This is a genomic window from Sinomicrobium oceani, assembly GCF_900119185.1.
GTDB classification, from domain to species: domain Bacteria; phylum Bacteroidota; class Bacteroidia; order Flavobacteriales; family Flavobacteriaceae; genus Sinomicrobium; species Sinomicrobium oceani.
Genome location: NZ_FPJE01000015.1, coordinates 1 through 18,896, shown reverse-complemented (window position 1 = coordinate 18,896; position 18,896 = coordinate 1). Strand labels below are relative to the sequence as shown.

Genomic DNA, 18,896 nt, shown 5'->3' with positions numbered 1-18,896 from the left:
CGAATGTCTTGATGTTTGTTTAAAAATCCACACTGAGTCCCAGGAGGAATGTTCTCGGACGGGGATAGATATTATAATCGTTCCCGTTTTGTACTTCCGGGTCCAGCCCGTCATATCCGGTTACGGTAAATACGTTCTGTACGGAGCCGTATATCCTGGCAGAGAAACTGTTCCCCAAAAACCGGCCTGCATTATAGCCCAGGGTAATGTTGTCCAGCCGCAGGAACGACGCATTCTGAATGTAATAATCCGAAAGTCTTACCTGGTCCGTAGCTTGTACAAACCCGGTCTCGTTATAGTTTTCCACGATATTGGTCAGGAACGTAGAACTGGTAAATACACCGTTTCGTATTCCTACATTGGAGTCGATATTGTTGTATACATAATTGCCGGCCTGTCCACGGAAAACCATGTTGAGATCCCATTTTTTATACCGGAACTGGGAAGTAAAGCCATAATACACATCCGGTAGTGCCGATTTGTGGATATAGCGGTCGTTATCATCAACGACACCGTCACCGTTACGGTCTACGAAGACATTTTCTACGGGTTTTCCGTCGGCATCATATACCTGTTCGTATACATAAAAGCTGTACGGAGTTTCTCCTACGGCATGTACCTGGTTGAAAAGTCCGGTTCCCCCGGTAATATTGCGGTCTTGTACAGAGATAAAATCGGTGTCGGCATTCAGTCCGGTGACTTCGGAGCGGTTCCAGGTGAAGTTGGCTCCGAGATTCCAGCTGAATGTATCGGTTTCGATGGCCGTAGCGTTGATCTCGAATTCGAGTCCTTTATTCTCCATGGTTCCTACATTGTCCACAAAGACATTGGAAAGATTGCTTCCTGCAGGTGTGGATACTTCACTGAGCAGGTCTTTGGTCTTTCTGTAATAGATATCGACCGCACCGGTAATACGGTTGTCAAAGAACCCATAGTCCAGCCCGGCATTGTAGGTCGTGGTCTCTTCCCAGGTCAGGCTGTTGCTGTATGGGTTAGGCCGGTATGTAGTGTAATAGTTATCCCCGAAAGGATATTGTACCTGGGGTGTACCCGCAAGATAAACGGACAGGTAAGGAAAATACCGCCCGGGAAGGTCCTGCTGCCCGGTAATACCCCAGCCCATACGAAGCTTCAGGTTACTCAGCGTAGCTGAATTTTCGAGCCACGGCTCGTTGTACATATTCCAGGCAAATGCTGCGGAGGGAAAATTACCCCATCGTACGTCCGGATCAAACCTGGAAGAACCATCTCTTCTGAGCGTTGCAGTAAGGAGGTATTTATCCTTGATGGAAACATTGGCCCTTCCGAAGAAGGAGGCAATAACCACAGGGTTGTAGTACCGGGTTACGATAACCTGGTCGTTGATGTAATCATAATTGTTCTTAAAACCGCTATTCGTAAAGGACTGATACGAATGACCTGCAGTAACATCCAGATTGGTGATAAAACTGTTTTCATAGGATTTCGAGTAGTTGAGATACAGATCCATCAACAGGTTCCGCTTATTTTGTGATTCGGTTTCGAGATGTCCGTACCCGGTGCCGTTGCGGTAATATCCTGCAGCTTCTTCCGATACCCGGTCGTTGCGCTCTCCGGTAGAAATGTCATAACCGAAATTGGCATGGGCACGAAGTTCGGGCAGGAAGTGAAGTTTATAATCCAGCTCGATGTTTCCGACACTTCGTTTTACATCTCCTGTATTATTTCGTTGTTTCAGAAGTCCCAGCGGATTGCGGGGGGCGAGGGTCTCTACATTGCCGTTGGTAAAATCTTCATAATATCCGCCAAAAGGTAAACTGCTGTCGTAAACCGGGTTGGTCGGGTTCATCAGTATGGCACTGCCTATGGCCCCGGTATCCCCAAAACGACTGTTGCTCAGAATCCCCTTTACATTGATGTCAACTTTCAGGTGATTGTCGAAAAACCTGGGAGTGATACCGAAAGATCCGGTCCAGCGTTCCAGGGAAGATGTTTTTAAGATCCCGTCCTGTTCCGTATATCCTACGGAGGCCCGGAAAGGGGTGTTGCCGAAGAGTTGCCCCTTGGCACTGAAATTCTGGTCGAAACTTATGGCATCTCTGAAGATGATGTCCTGCCAGTTGGTATGGTAATTTCCCAGTAAGGCTTGCTGTGCATCAGAGCCGTAGTTTTGTACGAGATTGCGGAAGGAATCTGCCGAGAACGCGTCGACTGTACGGGTTACCGTACTCACCGATGTCTTGGCGTTATAATTGAACTGTACTTCACCGCTACTTCCCTTTTTGGTGGTAATGATAATTACCCCGTTGGAGGCCCGAGAGCCGTAAATGGCAGCTGCCGAAGCATCCTTGAGCACTGTGAAACTTTCAATGTCATTGGGGTTTACGATATTCAGCGGGTTGCTCACTCCTGCGATCCCTTCCTTGTCTACCGGAACACCATCGATAACGATAAGAGGATCGTTACTCGCATTCAACGAAGCTCCTCCACGGATCCGTATATTGGCCCCTGCTCCGGGTTCTCCACCGCTGGAAGTGATCTGTACCCCTGCGGTCTTTCCGGCGATAAGCTGATCGGGTGAAACCACCATACCGTTATTGAAGTCATCGCTCTTTACCGTAGTTACCGATCCGGTAGCGTCCTTTTTCTTTACCTGTCCGTACCCTATCAGTACCACCTCGTCGAGTTGTTGCGTGTCCTCTTCCAGGATGATATCCAGAGTATTACCCGAAACCGTTTTCTCCGAAGTACGGTAACCGATATAAGAAAAGACAAGTATATCACCGGAAGCGGCTTCGATGCTGTAATTACCGTCGAAGTCTGTTGTGGTTCCCGTGGTGGTACCCTTAATAACCACGTTGACCCCCGGCAAAGGACCCGAATGGTCGGTCACCGTACCGTGAACTGTTGTTTGTGCATACGCCCCCAGGGGAAGCCCAAGCAAAAACAACAGCAGGATGGAAATATAAAATGTTTTCATGCTGTAGATAGATTTGATTTTAAAGCGAACACGAATATTGGTTTTATGTATTTTTCGTGTCGGTTTTTTGTTGATTTAATTAAAAATCAGGCTTATAATTTTACTTCTCGGAGCTAAAGCTATGTAAATTTTAGGTTAAGCAAACTGACGAAGATCTATTACAACGTTTTCGTGTGGACAACTTTTCTCTTTTTTGGTATGATCATCAGTTTTTACATGTTAAAATTGATGATGTAACAATTTTTAAGTCTCTTGTGGAGGAGAGATTAATATAATGTTAATATGATTAGAGCTTTTCCTTGTATTTTTCATCCGCTTTTCAAAAGGGAAAAATAAGTTTTCAAAGACTAAAACAGTATTTCGTGTAAGTTTTTACGTATTTTTAACGAAAATTTATTCTTTAATGCGTCGGAAGCTATAGAAGAGTATTTTGCGGCTGCTTAAAAGCGGTTGGTTTGTTTGTAAAATGATCCCAAAAAAAATAAAAACCGATCAGAGAAAAGCATGAATTTTATGCATAATTTATCAAGTAAAAACGTTATTGATCATCCTTAAGCCCTTTCTAAATCATAACCTAATAACCTGCTCATCATGAAAAAAACAGTACTATTAAGTTTCTTCTGGCTTCTCTTTTTATCCTGTAATAAACAGGATGTTTCGGATGAACCGGATGCTTTATCTTCGGAAGAATTATATATGGCAGTTCAGAATACGATACAATTCAGCGGATATTACTGGAATGTAAAACACGCGGAGCAACCTACAGGACCGATGAACAATTATTGGGACAGTGATAATGTATGGGTAGATGAAGAGGGAAAACTGCATTTAAAGATCCGTCGCGGAACGGATGGACGCTGGACCTGTGCCGAGGTGAGTTCGGTAAGCAGTTTTGGTTACGGAACCTATGTATGGCAGGTAGAGGGGCGTGTGGACCAGCTCGACAAGAATATTGTTTTCGGTCTTTTCGACTACCGGGACTGGCAGTATGACGGTTACGATGAGGTCGATATCGAATTTGCCCGTTGGGGAAACGATCAATGGCATAATTTTAACTACACCGTGTATCCGGAATATCCCAGCGGACAGTCGAGAGTATCGTATACGAACGAACTTTCCCTGAACGGTTCTTACACGACGTATCGTTTTACGAGGAGCAATCAATACGTAGCTTTCAGTGGCTTTCACGGGCATACGGAAGCCTCCCGGAATGCTTTTTTTCAATGGCAGACCCCGTCAGGATTTGATGTTCCGCAGGTGGCCATGCCCGTGCATATGAACCTGTGGTTGTTCGATGCTCTCGCGCCCTCGGACACAGCAGAAGTAGAGCTGGTCATAAAATCTTTCGAATTCCGGCCCTGATCCCGGTTTGTTTTTGCCTGTACTGCGGTTCTGCGGCTTTTGGTAACGTTAATTTATAAAGGGATACGATTTGTAAAAGAAGCGGTATCTTTGTAAACAAGGTTTTTTTGGGGAAGCTACGAAAGCTGTGTTTTTTTGAGACTTTTCTTTTATATCGTAGATATCCCCGATCCTGTATGCCTGGTATTTTTCAGGTATAAATTGCAGACAGATGAAAAAGAAAGTTACCATAAAACAAATTGCCAGGGAACTGGATGTGTCCGTTTCTACGGTGTCCAAAGCACTTCGCGACAGTAAGGAGATAAGCCTGGATACCAGACAAAAGGTTCAGGCCTTTGCCAAACTTCTGAATTACAAGCCTAATAACATAGCCATTAGTCTTAAGAACAGGAAAACCAAGAATATAGGGGTCATTATTCCGGAGATCGTGCATCATTTCTTTACCACGGTGATCAGTGGTGTCGAAAGAGAGGCTAACAAAGCGGGATATAATGTTATTGTCTGTCTTTCCGATGAATCTTTTGACAAGGAGGTGATCAATATGGAGACACTGGCTAACGGGAGTATTGACGGTTTTATATTGTCGCTTTCCAAAGAAACGCAGTCGAAAAAAGATTTTCATCATCTTCTGGAAGCCATAGACCAGGGAATGCCGTTGGTGATGTTCGATCGCGTCTCGGAGGAGGTCCCGGGGGATAAGGTGATCATCAATGATATCGAAGGCGCTGAAAAAGCAGTGAATTTTTTGCTTGAAACCGGCTGTCACAACATCGCATTACTAACTACCGTAGATTATGTGAGTGTCGGAAAATTGCGTACGGAAGGATATATCCGGGCCCTGAAACAGTCCGGCAAAGCGGTGAGCGAATCGCTTATCGTTAAAATTGAAGATATCGATAATTGTGAGCGGCAGATCGCAGAACTCTTTGACTCGGAAAAATTCGATGCCGTTTTTGCTGTTAACGAATTGTTTGCCGTGACGGCAATGAAAGAAGCACAGCGAAGAGGATATAAGATTCCGGAAGATATCGCTTTTGTAGGCTTTACAGATGGCATATTATCTCAATTTGCCTTTCCTACCCTCACTACGGTAGATCAGCACGGGCTGGAGATGGGAGAAATGGCTGCAAAAATGCTTATTCAGCGTTTGGAAAACGATGATATGGACGATGAAGCAAGCCGTACCCATGTGATACCGACTTCCATAAAAGAGCGGGAAAGTACAAAAAAATAAATCAGCCTTCGTAACAAGGGCAAGCGGCATGACCGGAACCCCGAAAACAGGAAGAACCGGGAGAGTTTAATAAAACTACAATGTATTTCCGAAGTTGTCCGGTCGCCTTGTTACACGTAGGTTTACTACAACGTTGTAGTGCAAAAAAACTTGTGAATTAGAAACTTACCACAAAAAAATATTTTATATTTACACCCGTCAGGACTTATAGTTTTACTTCTCACCCGATTAAAAGTCTTGATAAGTGATAACGCTTATCGTAGTGTATAAACGAAAATTACGATAATGAAAAAGCGTAAACTGAGTTTTCTGGAGATCTGGAACATGAGTTTCGGTTTTCTGGGAATACAAATGGGTTTTGCTCTCCAGAATGCAAACGCCAGCAGAATTTTACAAATCTTCGGGGCAGATATCCATGAGTTGTCCTGGTTTTGGTTAGTAGCACCGCTGACCGGTCTTGTGGTGCAGCCTGTTATAGGGCATTACAGCGACAGGACCTGGACACGTCTCGGGCGCAGGCGGCCTTTCTTTCTCACGGGAGCGATCCTGGCTTCTATAGGGCTGATACTCATGCCCAGAGCAGATATTTTCGTAGCTTTTCTGCCGGCATTATGGGTCGGAGCCGGGTTGCTGATGATCATGGATGCTTCCTTTAATGTGGCTATGGAACCTTTCCGTGCCCTGGTAGCGGATAATCTACCTTCGGACCAGCGGACGCTTGGGTTTAGTATTCAGACCGTACTCATCGGTATAGGAGCTGTAGTAGGGTCGTGGCTTCCTTATGTACTGGCCAACTGGATGGGACTGTCCAATGAAGCTGTTCTGGGGAAAGTACCGTTGAATCTCCTGGTGTCTTTTGTCATCGGAGCTTCCATACTCCTGGTGAGCATTATTGTCACGGTAGTGACAACCAAAGAATACACTCCGGAAGAACTTGCCCTGATGGAACCCGATGTCCCTGAAGAGCCGGAAGAAAAGGCAGGTTTGCTGACCATATTTTCTGATTTTGCAAAAATGCCAAAGACCATGATACAATTGAGTTGGGTACAATTCTTTTCCTGGTTCGGATTGTTTGGGATGTGGGTGTTTTCTACTCCCGCCATTGCGCATCATATCTATGGTCTGCCACTGGAGGACTCCACGAGCCGGTTGTATCAGGATGCCGGCGACTGGGTTGGGGTACTGTTCGGAGTTTACAATGCCGTTTCTGCGGTTTTTGCTTTTTTTCTGCCCGTTATAGCCAAAAAGGTCGGGAGAAAAACTACCCATGTCATAGCACTTATTACCGGTGGACTGGGGTTGATCTCTGTTTATTTTGTACCAGACAAATACTGGCTTATACCCGCTATGTGTGCAATAGGCATTGCCTGGGCCAGCATCCTGGCCATGCCCTATGCTATTCTCGCAGGTTCCATACCTGCGCGAAAAATGGGAGTATATATGGGGATATTCAACTTCTTTATCGTGATCCCACAGATTATCAATGCCCTTATTGGCGGTCCTATGGTGAAATATCTCTATGGAGGTAATGCCATATATGCCATTGTGGTCAGCGGAGTTTCTTTTCTCATTGCTGCTGTCCTGGTTTTCGGGGTGCAGGATGTGGATGAAACCGGACAACAGACAAGCCCATAGCGAGACAGGAAAAATCATCGGGATAAACTCAGAGACAGGGTTATGTTCTCATGTCCGGAACGTATATCAACTTCATTACAAGATTAAAAAACACAATAAAAACACAGCATCGAAATCCATAACCGTTTTCGGAAATGACATAGAACCGCATGGTTCGTGTATTCGATCTGACTATTGAACACTACATAAAAACGAACAGATGAAAGGATTTATTTTCGACCTGGACGGCGTCATCGTCGATACTGCAAAATATCATTTTCTGGCCTGGAAAAAACTTGCAACACAGATCGGGGTCGGTTTTACCATAGAGGACAACGAACGGTTAAAAGGGGTGAGCAGGGCCCGTTCGCTCGATATTATTCTGGAACTTGGAGATATCACGGCTACAGATGAGCAAAAACAGCAGTGGATGACACAGAAAAATGAAGAATATCTCGGCTATGTTTCCCGCATGGGCACGGAAGAAGTTTTGCCCGGGGTATTGCCTGCATTACATTTTTTGCGTGAAAACGGAGGAAAGATAGCCCTGGGATCTGCCAGTAAAAATGCGAGGCTGATCCTGGAGAAGACCGGTATAATGCCGCTTTTTGATGCGGTTGTGGATGGGAATGACGTGTCTGCCGCCAAACCCGACCCGGAAGTTTTTGTTCTGGCAGCGGCTCAGATCGGTGTGCCACAAGGAGACTGTACGGTTTTTGAAGATTCCGTAGCCGGCATTGAGGCGGCAAATAGCGCCGGTATGGTAAGTGTAGGTATCGGGGAAGCCGAAACCCTCAAAGATGCCGATCATGTGTTTCCCGGTTTTGCGGCTGTAGCCCCGGAAACACTTTTATCACTATCCGTAAAGCACTAAAACCACAAATAGAAAACTGATGATACGGGAGATCTGACTGAGATTTCCCGGAAAAATACAAACCAATTTAAGAAGCAGGAAAATGAACCAAGATTATATTATTCCCGAAGCATGGTCCATCGTAGAAGAAGGATTCGACAAGGAACGGGTAAAATCGTCCGAAAGCTTATTCAGCATAGGAAATGGCGCCATGGGGCAACGGGCCAATTTTGAAGAAACCTATTCGGGTCCGACATTCCAAGGGAGTTATATCGCCGGGGTGTATTATCCGGATAAAACGCGGGTAGGCTGGTGGAAAAACGGTTATCCGGAGTATTTTGCCAAAGTGTTGAATGCCCCCAACTGGATAGGTGTTGATGTCGGGATCAATGGCGAGAAGCTGGACCTGAACAAGTGCAGTGCCATCCGCAATTTCAGGAGAGAACTGAATATGAAGGAAGGCTGGTATCACCGCACTTTCGAAGCTGTTTTACAAAACGGTACGGAAATCCGGGTGGATGTCCGGCGTTTTCTCTCACTGGAATACGATGAGCTCGGGGTGATCATGTACGAGGTAACACCGCTTAATCGCGATGCGAAGATCAGCTTTACCCCCTATGTCGATGCCGGGATTACCAATGAAGATACCAACTGGGACGAGAAGTTCTGGGAACCACTCGAAACCCGGCACTCGGAAAAGGAAGCTTTTGTTGTGTCCCGTACCTTCAAAACGCATTTTCATGTAGCGACCTATATGCACAATACGCTCTTCCGGAATGGAGAAGAGATAGCTTCCGTACCCGTATCTGAAAAGGCCGGGGATGACCGGATCAGTCTGTCCTATGAAATTTCGGTCGCGAAAGGGGAAAAAGCAGGGTTGCAGAAATTCGGAGGGTACACCGCATCTATGAACCATCCGCAGGATAAGCTGGTTCACGCTGCACAGGAGGTGATCGGTAAAGCAGTGGAGGAGGGATATGATCGGCTTCTGGAAATACAGAAAAAATCATGGGCGGAGATATGGGACATGGCAGATATTACTATCGAAGGGGATATCAAAGCCCAGCAGGGGATCCGTTTCAATATCTTTCAGCTCAACCAGACCTACCTGGGTAAAGACGCCCGCCTCAACATCGGGCCTAAAGGATTTACCGGGGAAAAATACGGAGGAAGTACATATTGGGATACCGAAGCTTATTGCCTGCCTTTCTACATGGTTACCAAAAACCAGGAGGTGGCACGTAACCTGTTGTCTTATAGGTATAACCAGCTTGATAAGGCGATAGAAAATGCGGAAAAACTCGGTTTTAGCCATGGGGCTGCGCTTTATCCCATGGTAACGATGAACGGGGAAGAATGTCATAACGAGTGGGAGATTACCTTTGAAGAGATTCACCGTAACGGGGCTATTGCCTATGCCATATACAACTATCACCGCTACACGGGCGATTACAGCTATATTCCGGAGAAAGGTCTGGAAGTACTTATCGGTATTGCCCGCTTCTGGGCCCAGCGGGCTACATTTTCTACCGCGAAAAATAAATATGTGATCCTGGGAGTTACCGGTCCGAACGAGTATGAAAATAACGTCAATAACAACTGGTATACCAATTATGTGGCCAAATGGTGCCTGGAATACGCAGCGGAGCAGGTGGAAGAGGTCAAAAAACATTACGTTTCCGATTTTTCCCGTATTGCGGCCAAAACCGGAATAGAACACACAGAAGCAGCACAATGGAAAGCGGTTGGGGAGGCCATGTATTTTCCGTACTCGGAGACGCATGGGGTATATCTGCAGCAGGATGGTTTTCTGGATAAGGAATTGATCAGGGTTTCTGATCTCGATCCTGCACAACGACCGCTCAACCAGAAATGGTCCTGGGACCGGATTTTACGTTCCCCATATATCAAGCAGGCCGATGTGTTACAGGGATTTTATTTTTTCGAAGACCACTTTACCGGGGAGGAACTGGAAAAGCATTTTGATTTTTATGAGCCCTTTACCGTTCACGAATCTTCACTCTCCCCCTGTGTGCATTCTATACAGGCAGCCCGTCTCGACAGGATGGAGCAGGCGTATGCCTTTTACCTGAGAACTTCCCGTCTGGATCTGGATGATTACAACAGGGAAGTGAAGGAAGGATGTCATATCACATCGATGGCCGGAACCTGGATGAGTATCGTAGAAGGGTTCGGGGGAATGCGTGTCCGGGAGGATGTATTGCATTTCAGCCCGAAAATACCGGAACAGTGGAAGGCTTATTCCTTTAAAATTAATTTCCGCGGACAGCTTTTGAGCATTCATGTCAAAGCTTCCGGAACCGAGTTTGAGCTGGACGGGAATACCCCGGTGCCTGTCGTGATCAACGGAAGGAAAACCGAAGTACATCCCGGTACCCCGGTAACCGTGTAACAATATGTAGAATATCTTAAAACAGAATAGATGAAGCAAATATTTCTTATACTCTTTTGTTGCAATGCCATACATCTTGGAGCGCAGCATATAGAAAGGGTAGAACCCCCGTTCTGGTGGAGCGAAATGAAAAGCGAGTCACTGCAACTCATGCTTTACGGAAAGGACATTGCCCGCTACACTCCGGAAATGGATGGGATAACCATTTCGAATATACGGAAAACGGAAAACGCCAATTACCTGTTCATGACCATCAGCACAACAGATGTGGCCGAAGGGACCTATGTCCTCCGGCTGAAGAAGGGGAAGCGGGAGGTGTCCCGTTATACCTACGAATTCCGGAAGCGTAATGAAGGATCGGCCCTGCGTAAGGGGTTCGATAGTTCGGATGTGATGTATCTCATTATGCCCGACCGGTTTGCCAACGGCAACCCTGATAACGATTCGAGCCCCGAAACGGCCGAACAGGCAGACCGTACGAAGCAGGGAGGCCGTCATGGCGGTGATATACAGGGTATCATAGATCATCTCGATTATATTCAGGAGCTGGGGGCTACAACGCTGTGGAGCACGCCTTTACTTGAGGATAACGATCCGGAATATTCTTATCATACCTATGCGCAGAGCGATGTGTACCGTATAGATCCGCGTTATGGGACCAATGAAGATTACAAACGCCTGGCCGACGAATTGCATAAGAAGGATATGAAACTTGTTATGGACTATGTCACCAATCACTGGGGGGCAGAACACTGGATGATCAGGGACCTGCCTTCTTATGACTGGATACATCAGTTTCCTGGATATGCCAACTCCAATTACCGTATGGAAACACAGTACGATCCCAATGCTTCGGATATCGACAGGAAATATTGCGTCGATGGTTGGTTTACTTCGACCATGCCCGATCTTAACCAAAGTAATCCGCTGGTGCTGAATTACCTCATACAGAATGCTATATGGTGGATAGAATATGCAGGACTGGATGGTTTCCGGGTCGATACCTATTCCTATAATGATAAAGAAAGTATAGCGGCATGGACCAAAGCCATTACAGACGAATATCCGTATTTCAATGTTGTCGGAGAGGTCTGGCTGCACGACCAGGCCCAGATTGCGTATTGGCAGAAAGACAGCAGGATAGGTGCCATACAGGATTTTAATTCTCACCTGCCTGCAGTGATGGACTTTACGCTACACGATGCTTTGAGTACCGTATTTCACGAAGATGAAGCTTCCTGGGATAAAGGGATCGTAAAAGTGTACGGGAATTTTGTCAATGATTTTCTGTATCCCGATATCAATAACCTGTTGGTCTTTGCGGAAAATCACGATACTCAGCGTTTCAATCACATGTACGGCGGAGACCCTGCGAAATACAAAATGGCCATGGCTATTCTGGCTACGGTACGGGGTATTCCACAATTGTATTACGGGAGTGAAATAGGTATGGGCGGGAACAAAGATGAGGGCGATGGAGCCATACGACAGGATTTCCCGGGAGGATGGCCGGATGACAAACAAAATGCGTTTACCGCCTCCGGACGAACCAAAAGGCAAAATGAGTTTTTCGCTTATACCTCAAAGCTGTTCCAATGGAGAAGACAAACACCGGTTATACATTCGGGGAAAACGAAGCACTATCTCCCGCAAGACAATGTATATGTCTATTTCAGGTATAACGATACGAATGCGGTTATGGTTGTGATCAATAACAGTACGGAGAACCGGACAGTGGAGACCGGACGTTTCCGGGAAAGCCTTAACGGCTTTGAAAAAGGAACAGATATTATCACCGGGAAGGAAATGTCTCTCGGGGAGATTTCGATAGCTTCCAAGACCGTGATGATTCTCGAACTGAAATAGTGTATTTGCGGAATCTGGGATGTTATATCGTATAAAAAATGTATAGTAATAAAAAAAATAAACATGAATAAATTAGTGATAACCGTGATGGCCTTTTGTAGCCTGCTGGCCTGTAAGGAGCAGCCGGGGAAAAAGGAAAAGCAACAAGAAGAACAAAGCAAACCGGTGCCGGTTTCGGATGATGTGCTGGAGACGGCCGTTATCTATGAGGCCAATATCCGGCAGTATTCCGAAGAGGGGAGTTTTAATGCCTTTGCCCGTGACATTCCCAAACTCAAAGAGCTGGGAGTGAAGATTATCTGGTTAATGCCCGTGTATCCTATTTCCTCGACCAAAAGCAAAGGTTCCCTGGGGAGCTATTATGCGATTACCGATTATACTAAGGTCAATCCCGAATTCGGTTCTATGGAAGATTTTCGTCACCTCGTAAAAACGGCTCACGACAACGATATGTATGTTATACTGGACTGGGTAGCGAACCATACCGGGTGGGATCATATCTGGATAAAGGAGCACCCCGAATATTACACGCAGGATAAGGATGGTACTATCATAGACCCTCTGAACCCGGAAACAGGGGAGTCCTGGGACTGGACCGATGTGGCAGATCTCAATTACGACAATCAGGAGATGCGGCAGGAAATGATAAGGGATATGCGTTATTGGATAGAAGAAGAAGGCGTTGACGGATATCGCTGCGATGTAGCCCACCAGGTACCCGTAGATTTCTGGGAAGATGCTGCGGCTGCCCTGAGAGAAATTAAACCCGTCTTTATGCTGGCGGAAGCCGAACAGCCTGAACTTCTGGAAAATGCTTTTGACATGCAATATGCCTGGGAAGGCCACCACATTATGAATGAAATCGCACAAGGAAAGAAAGATGTGAAAGCCTGGGATGATTATATGGCTAAGAACAATACCTTGCTGGAGTCCGATGATATATTTATGAACTTCACATCCAACCACGATGAAAATTCATGGAACGGGACTGTTTTTGAAAGAATGGGAGGTGCGGCAGAGACCTTTGCGGCCATGACCTATGCGATTCCGGGTATGCCTTTGATCTATAGCGGACAGGAATACGACATGGATAAAAGACTTCTCTTTTTCGAAAAGGATACCATAAGGAAAGAAAAAGGAAAGTTTTACCCACTCTATGAAAAACTGGGAAAACTCAAAAACAATAACAAGGCGCTGCACGGAGGAAAAAATGCTGCTGCCTATCAAAGGCTGGCCACTTCCGAAGATGCTAAAGTGCTGGCGTTTTGCAGAGAAAAGGAAGGAGATACCCTGTTGTTTATAGCGAACCTTACCGACAAACCGGTCCGGTTTACCGTTGAAGCAAAAGGGGTTTTTAAAGACTATGAAACCGGAGAAGAGCATGCGGTAAACCCCGGAACCGGATTTGATTTTCAGCCCTGGGAATACCTGATCCTCACATCCGAGTAGAAGATATTTTTAAAACGTACCCGGTAAACCCGCAACTTCTATATAATTGCGGGTTTTTACGTATATTAAGGGATTGAAAATAAATGGGACATGCAACGATTGTTTTTCTTTTTACTGGGATTGCTGTTTTGTTGTTCCGGATGCGAGCAGTCAGGTAATCGTATGAAGATTATAGGACACCGGGGAGCCATGGGGTACGAGACCGAAAATACTCTGGCTTCGGTAGATAAGGCCCTCGAACTCGGTGTGGATATGATCCAGATCGATGTATTCCGCATCCGCAGCGGGGAGCTGGTTGTTTTTCATGATCCTCAGGTGGACAGGCTCACCAATGGCAACGGTGCGGTTCAGTCCTTTAACCTGCTGGATCTGAAGTCTCTTTTGCTCGATGGGAATCACAGGATACCGACTTTGCAGGAAGTGTTGCAGCACGTAGACCGGCGTTGCAGGGTTAATATCGAAATGCAGGGTGAGGGCGTGGCCGAAACCCTGGATAGTGTGCTGGACTATCATATCGAAAAAAAGGGATGGCGTCCGGGGGAGTTCCTGGTATCCGGGGAAGACCGGCACGAACTGGGGGGCTTTCGGATGCAGAACCCGGAAATCCCGTTGGCGGTAGTAGCAGGAGATGATCTTCCGGAAGTTTTGAAGACGGCGACGGGCATTGATGCCTCAGCAATTATTGCGGAGTATTCCGTACTTACACGTGAAGATGTGGATAGGATACACAAAGCTGGGCTTCTGGTATTTTGCCGGACAGTAAATACACGTTCTACGGCAGACCAACTTCATAAAATGGGAGTGGATGGAGTACTGACCGATTATCCCGACCGTGTGAATTAGCCTGCACTATGAACAGTATTTTGGCGTTCTATTATTGCTATAGACAATACGATCATAGTCAAAACTAATATGTAAGCGTGAGATTTGGAAGAATATTTGATTAAATTTGCATGGTAAATAAGATAGGAAACTAAAATTTTATATTATGGCATTAGAGATCACAGACGCTACTTTCGAAGAAGTAGTTTTAAAAAGCGATAAACCTGTAATGGTAGACTTTTGGGCTGCATGGTGCGGACCTTGTAGAATGGTCGGACCTATCATCGAAGAAGTTAGCGCTGAGTATGAAGGTAAAGCCGTTGTAGGAAAAGTGGATGTTGATGCAAACCAGGAATTTGCCGCTAAATACGGTGTACGCAATATCCCTACCGTATTGGTTTTTCAAAATGGTGAAGTCGTAGGAAGACAAGTAGGTGTGGCTCCCAAAGGTACATACACCGAAGCCCTTGATTCTTTGTTGTAGAAACACATAGATACCCGGAATTATAAAAAAGGTTTGGCCTGTGGCTGAACCTTTTTTATTTTTGATAAGACCTTAGGCTTATTTTTTCAGAATGTCACGGATATATTCCGTGGTTTAATTTAGGATAATGTGGATATTCAAAGCGAATTAAATAGCGTACAACTCTTTAAGAATCTCGGGCTACTGGCCAACCAGGTTGTGGAAGGGTTTATCAACGGCATGCATAAAAGTCCGTTTCACGGGTTCTCCTCGGAATTTGCAGAGCACAAGATTTATAATCAGGGCGAAAGTACCAGGCATATCGATTGGAAATTGTTTGCCAAGACCGATAAGCTCTATTCCAAAAGTTATGAGGAAGAGACCAATATGCGCTGTCATATTATCATTGACAATTCTTCCTCGATGTATTATCCGGAAGTAAAGCGTCCTTCGGTAAATCATCTCAATAAGATCGGATTTTCCGTGCTGGCTGCCGCTTCTCTGATGAATTTGCTGAAGCGTCAGCGCGATGCGATGGGGTTAAGTGTATACTCAGATGATTATAACTTTTACGCCCCGGAAAAGGGAAGTAACAGGCATTATCAGATGTTGTTGAATGTTCTGGGGAGACTGGCGGAACACCGTGAGCAGGAGAGGAAGACCCGGACGTATACGTACCTGCACCAGATTGCGGAGAAAATACACCGCAGGAGTATGATCTTTCTGTTTACCGACATGTTCCAGGATGAAACCGATGACGAAGAACTTTTTAATGCATTGCGCCATCTGAAATACAACAAGCATGAAGTCGTTCTTTTTCATGTGACGGACAAAAGCAGTGAACTTGATTTTGAATTTGACGATAGCCCGAAGCGATTTGTGGATGTGGAAACCGGTGAGCATATCGATCTTTATGCCCGAAACATGAAGGAAGACTACCGGAAAGCACTAAAAAATTACACCGATACCATTAAATTAAAAGCCGCGCAATACCGCATAAAATATGTGGAAGCGGATATTGGAAAAAATATCGAAAAAATTTTACAGACTTACCTTGTTGAAAGACAAAAGTTTATTTGAGACCTGTAAAATATCTTGTGTTTTTTTAATGAAAACATTTGCGGAATTGAAAAAGGGGTGTATATTTGCAACCGCAATACAGAAAGGTCCGGTAGTTCAGTTGGTTAGAATACATGCCTGTCACGCATGGGGTCGCGGGTTCGAGTCCCGTCCGGACCGCTTTTTAAGAAAGCAAAAAACGCTAAAAGCCTGCAAATCATAAGTTTGCAGGCTTTTTTATTTTCAATCTTCCTCCAGAATATTCAATTTTTTCCAAAATTCCGGTGAGTCATTCGGTGAGTACTTTTAATCACTGAGGAAGTACTCACCAGAAACGGTTTAAATAATTGTAAATGAACATGTTTGACAGGTGAACATCTTGTTTCATGTTTGCTGCAAGGCTAACTTTGTTTAACTTAAATGATGTATTGTCATGAGTGCAAATTATTCCTTGCTCTTCTACCTGAAGAAGCCGAAAAACTATGCGGGTGGCCCGCAACCGATTTACATGCGGTTAACTGTGGAAGGCCGTCGCAGTGAAATCTCCACCGGAAGGAAATGTGAACCGGATCGATGGAACCCCCATGCCAACCGTGCAAAAGGGACCAAAGAGATGATCCGCCAGCTTAACCAACACTTAGACACCATAGAGCGGAAAGTCCATGGAGCATATCTTGAACTGGTTAATGAGGATGCAGTTATTTCTATTGAAACGTTGAAGAAAAAGTACCTCCGGGAAGACGAAAAGAAAAGTCGGGAAAAGATGCTTATAGAGGTTTTCGAAGCGCATAATAAAAAGGTGGAGTCATTGATCGGAAAGGATTATTCAAAAGGTACGCACAAGAATTTTGAATATTCCTTAAATCATCTTCGCAATTTTCTTGCTCATTATTACGATGTAACGGATTATATAATAGCAGATATTGACCTTGCCTTTATTGAGAATTATGAATTTTATTTGAAGACGGAAAAGGGATGCATTCCCATAACAGCACAGAAATATATTAAACACCTGCGAAAGATTATCAACTTTTGTCTTTCCCATAGATGGATTACAGAAAATCCGTTTGCTTTTTATAAGTCAACAGCAAAGCCGACTCCGAAGTCTTTTCTTTCTGCCGAAGAATTACGGAAGATCGAATCAAAGGAGCTTTCCAATCCCCGGCTTCGACATGTCCGGGATATTTTTGTATTCTGCTGTTATACCGGTCTGACCTATGGAGACGTGAAGAAACTGAAGCGTTCGGATATCGTCATCGGATTCGATGGCAGCCCCTGGATCACTACCAACAGGCAGAAAACTTCCGTTGCTTCCAACCTGCCGCTGTTGCCACAGGCCCTGGGAATTATTAACCGCTATCAGGACTATCCGCCCTGTGTCCAAAGTGGCCTTGCGCTGCCTGTGAAAAGCAACCAGAAGATGAACGAGTATTTAAAGGAGATAGCGGACCTTTCGGGTGTTTCCAAGAACCTTACCTTCCACTTATCGAGACACACGTTTGCTACGACAGTAACCCTGGCGAACCGTGTGCCGATTGAAACGGTGGCAAGGATGATGGGACATACCAAATTGAAAACCACCCAGCATTATGCCAAGTTGCTAGATACCAGGGTGAAAGACGATATGCTTCAATTGGAAAAAAAACTATCCAGCGGGCACTCCGCCTTGTCGGACCGATCCTGACCATGCTGGTTTATTGTAATCTTCAGTATCTCAACACGCGAGATAAGCCATTTTTAAGATAAGGGTGCCAACCTAAACCTGCTTCCAAGGGAAGGATGCCAGGAAGGTTGGTACTCCACGTAGCCGTAGGAAACCAGATCGGATAGGCATTTATGATATGTTGCTATGGATTTGATGCGAGATATCCGCATGAGTTTACTGCGGCTTCCCCGAAAATAGCCTTTTTTCTCTCTATCATTGTGATGGTAATATAAAAGTGCGGCAACAAGTCCCATGTGCGTTAACAGTAGACGTTCATCTTCTGCCAATCTTTCCAACAGCTCATTGAACACACTGCTCCCGAAATCGATTTTATTTGCCATTGTGGTCATTACTTCCATTCTCCATCATAGTATCCACATCATCTCGGCGGTAATATATAGTGCCACCAATTTTCCGGTACGGCAGGGTCCCGGTCACCCGTAAGTTCTGCAGTGTCCCTGGCGATATCCCCAATAGCCTCCGTACCTCAGCGCTTTTCAACCAAACCTTTCCCTGTTCATTAGTTGAATTGCTATGGTTTAATGCCCTGATTTCGGCCAGAATATCCTCCTTCAATTTGAACAGGTCATCTTGCGTTATAATTTCTATCTTCATTATTCTGAACTTAGTTATACATTTGATATGCGGAGACGCTTTTTATCTTCGTTTGACCCGAATACGGTCTTTCCCGGATAGTCCTTTCCGTAATCTTGCCCTTTTTTGAAGGCCAGTTTTTTTCGAGAGTTTGCCATTTAGCGCCTGGGTGGAAAGAACGGACAAAGTGAGCCACCTAAAACGGATAAAAGTGAGCAGTGTAAATGAAGTGTTTAAAATCGATTCATTCTTGGTGTAAAGTTAGCTTTTATTTCTTAGTTTTTTCCGCATAGATTCTCCCTTAATATTAATCCGGTGTGCGGTATGTACCAGGCGATCTAAAATAGCGTCCGCAATAGTCTGTTCCCCGATGGTTTGATGCCAGGCCTCTATAGGAAGCTGGGAAGCCATAATGGTGGAGCGTTTTCCGTGCCTGTCTTCGATAATTTCCATCAACGTTTGCCTATTGATATGATCTAAGCCTTTTAATCCAAAATCGTCAA

The 18,896-nt window shown here is 45.2% G+C and carries 15 protein-coding genes and 1 tRNA gene; 12 read left to right on the top strand and 4 right to left on the bottom strand.

The window, feature by feature from the left end; translation table 11 throughout:
- Positions 1–19: 19 nt before the first annotated feature.
- Positions 20–2,959 (bottom strand): SusC/RagA family TonB-linked outer membrane protein, encoded by a 2,940-nt coding sequence (locus BT112_RS13855; protein ID WP_072317989.1) that lies wholly within the window; start codon positions 2,957–2,959, stop codon positions 20–22.
- 591 nt (positions 2,960–3,550) lie between these two features.
- On the opposite strand from BT112_RS13855, the gene BT112_RS13850 reads away from it, so the two are divergent.
- The 12 genes from BT112_RS13850 to BT112_RS13795 all read left to right on the top strand — a co-directional run bounded on the left by BT112_RS13850 (position 3,551) and on the right by BT112_RS13795 (position 17,778).
- Complete coding sequence (locus BT112_RS13850) at positions 3,551–4,321, top strand: glycoside hydrolase family 16 protein (protein ID WP_072317988.1); 771 nt, start codon at positions 3,551–3,553, stop codon at positions 4,319–4,321.
- Between the two features lie 211 nt (positions 4,322–4,532).
- Complete coding sequence (locus BT112_RS13845) at positions 4,533–5,555, top strand: LacI family DNA-binding transcriptional regulator (protein WP_072317987.1); 1,023 nt, start codon at positions 4,533–4,535, stop codon at positions 5,553–5,555.
- A 285-nt stretch (positions 5,556–5,840) separates the two neighbouring features.
- Positions 5,841–7,190, top strand: a complete 1,350-nt coding sequence (locus tag BT112_RS13840) for an MFS transporter (protein WP_072317986.1) — start codon at positions 5,841–5,843, stop codon at positions 7,188–7,190.
- Between the two features lie 199 nt (positions 7,191–7,389).
- Positions 7,390–8,043, top strand: coding sequence for a beta-phosphoglucomutase (gene pgmB / locus BT112_RS13835; protein WP_072317985.1), 654 nt, complete (start codon positions 7,390–7,392; stop codon positions 8,041–8,043).
- Between the two features lie 82 nt (positions 8,044–8,125).
- Positions 8,126–10,435 carry a glycoside hydrolase family 65 protein gene (locus tag BT112_RS13830; RefSeq protein WP_072317984.1) on the top strand — a complete coding sequence of 770 codons (2,310 nt, stop codon included), beginning with the start codon at positions 8,126–8,128 and terminating at the stop codon, positions 10,433–10,435.
- A 30-nt stretch (positions 10,436–10,465) separates the two neighbouring features.
- Positions 10,466–12,301: a glycoside hydrolase family 13 protein gene (locus BT112_RS13825; RefSeq protein ID WP_072317983.1), complete on the top strand. Its 1,836-nt coding sequence runs from the start codon at positions 10,466–10,468 to the stop codon at positions 12,299–12,301.
- A 63-nt stretch (positions 12,302–12,364) separates the two neighbouring features.
- On the top strand, positions 12,365–13,750 hold the full coding sequence (locus BT112_RS13820) for an alpha-amylase family glycosyl hydrolase (protein WP_072317982.1): 1,386 nt from the start codon (positions 12,365–12,367) through the stop codon (positions 13,748–13,750).
- 90 nt (positions 13,751–13,840) lie between these two features.
- The gene (locus tag BT112_RS13815) at positions 13,841–14,593 is read left to right on the top strand and encodes a glycerophosphodiester phosphodiesterase (protein WP_072317981.1); all 753 of its coding nucleotides are present in this window, start codon (positions 13,841–13,843) and stop codon (positions 14,591–14,593) included.
- 145 nt (positions 14,594–14,738) lie between these two features.
- Entirely contained in the window at positions 14,739–15,056 is a 318-nt protein-coding gene (gene trxA / locus BT112_RS13810) for a thioredoxin (protein WP_072317980.1), read from the top strand.
- A gap of 129 nt (positions 15,057–15,185) precedes the next feature.
- Positions 15,186–16,115, top strand: coding sequence for a DUF58 domain-containing protein (locus BT112_RS13805; RefSeq protein ID WP_072317979.1), 930 nt, complete (start codon positions 15,186–15,188; stop codon positions 16,113–16,115).
- An 85-nt stretch (positions 16,116–16,200) separates the two neighbouring features.
- Positions 16,201–16,274 (top strand) — tRNA-Asp (locus tag BT112_RS13800).
- 253 nt (positions 16,275–16,527) lie between these two features.
- Positions 16,528–17,778: a site-specific integrase gene (locus BT112_RS13795; RefSeq protein ID WP_072317978.1), complete on the top strand. Its 1,251-nt coding sequence runs from the start codon at positions 16,528–16,530 to the stop codon at positions 17,776–17,778.
- Positions 17,779–17,831: 53 nt separating this feature from the next.
- Here BT112_RS13795 and BT112_RS21660 read toward each other — a convergent pair whose 3' ends face one another.
- The 3 genes from BT112_RS21660 to BT112_RS13780 form a co-directional block, all read right to left on the bottom strand.
- Positions 17,832–18,140: a hypothetical protein gene (locus BT112_RS21660; protein ID WP_072317977.1), complete on the bottom strand. Its 309-nt coding sequence runs from the start codon at positions 18,138–18,140 to the stop codon at positions 17,832–17,834.
- Positions 18,130–18,414: a helix-turn-helix domain-containing protein gene (locus tag BT112_RS13785; RefSeq protein ID WP_072317976.1), complete on the bottom strand. Its 285-nt coding sequence runs from the start codon at positions 18,412–18,414 to the stop codon at positions 18,130–18,132. The genes BT112_RS21660 and BT112_RS13785 overlap by 11 nt, the downstream gene beginning before the upstream one ends.
- Before the next feature lie 240 nt (positions 18,415–18,654).
- On the bottom strand, positions 18,655–18,896 hold a 242-nt coding region (locus tag BT112_RS13780; RefSeq protein WP_175545800.1), incomplete at its 5' end, for an ATP-binding protein.

Bases quoted from the DNA above. Each gene is read 5' to 3' on its own strand.
- BT112_RS13855 (WP_072317989.1), bottom strand. From the start codon at position 2,959: ATGAAAACATTTTATATTTCCATCCTGCTGTTGTTTTTGCTTGGGCTT.
- BT112_RS13850 (WP_072317988.1), top strand. From the start codon at position 3,551: ATGAAAAAAACAGTACTATTAAGTTTCTTCTGGCTTCTCTTTTTATCC.
- BT112_RS13845 (WP_072317987.1), top strand. From the start codon at position 4,533: ATGAAAAAGAAAGTTACCATAAAACAAATTGCCAGGGAACTGGATGTG.
- BT112_RS13840 (WP_072317986.1), top strand. From the start codon at position 5,841: ATGAAAAAGCGTAAACTGAGTTTTCTGGAGATCTGGAACATGAGTTTC.
- pgmB (WP_072317985.1), top strand. From the start codon at position 7,390: ATGAAAGGATTTATTTTCGACCTGGACGGCGTCATCGTCGATACTGCA.
- BT112_RS13830 (WP_072317984.1), top strand. From the start codon at position 8,126: ATGAACCAAGATTATATTATTCCCGAAGCATGGTCCATCGTAGAAGAA.
- BT112_RS13825 (WP_072317983.1), top strand. From the start codon at position 10,466: ATGAAGCAAATATTTCTTATACTCTTTTGTTGCAATGCCATACATCTT.
- BT112_RS13820 (WP_072317982.1), top strand. From the start codon at position 12,365: ATGAATAAATTAGTGATAACCGTGATGGCCTTTTGTAGCCTGCTGGCC.
- BT112_RS13815 (WP_072317981.1), top strand. From the start codon at position 13,841: ATGCAACGATTGTTTTTCTTTTTACTGGGATTGCTGTTTTGTTGTTCC.
- trxA (WP_072317980.1), top strand. From the start codon at position 14,739: ATGGCATTAGAGATCACAGACGCTACTTTCGAAGAAGTAGTTTTAAAA.
- BT112_RS13795 (WP_072317978.1), top strand. From the start codon at position 16,528: ATGAGTGCAAATTATTCCTTGCTCTTCTACCTGAAGAAGCCGAAAAAC.
- BT112_RS21660 (WP_072317977.1), bottom strand. From the start codon at position 18,140: ATGGCAAATAAAATCGATTTCGGGAGCAGTGTGTTCAATGAGCTGTTG.
- BT112_RS13785 (WP_072317976.1), bottom strand. From the start codon at position 18,414: ATGAAGATAGAAATTATAACGCAAGATGACCTGTTCAAATTGAAGGAG.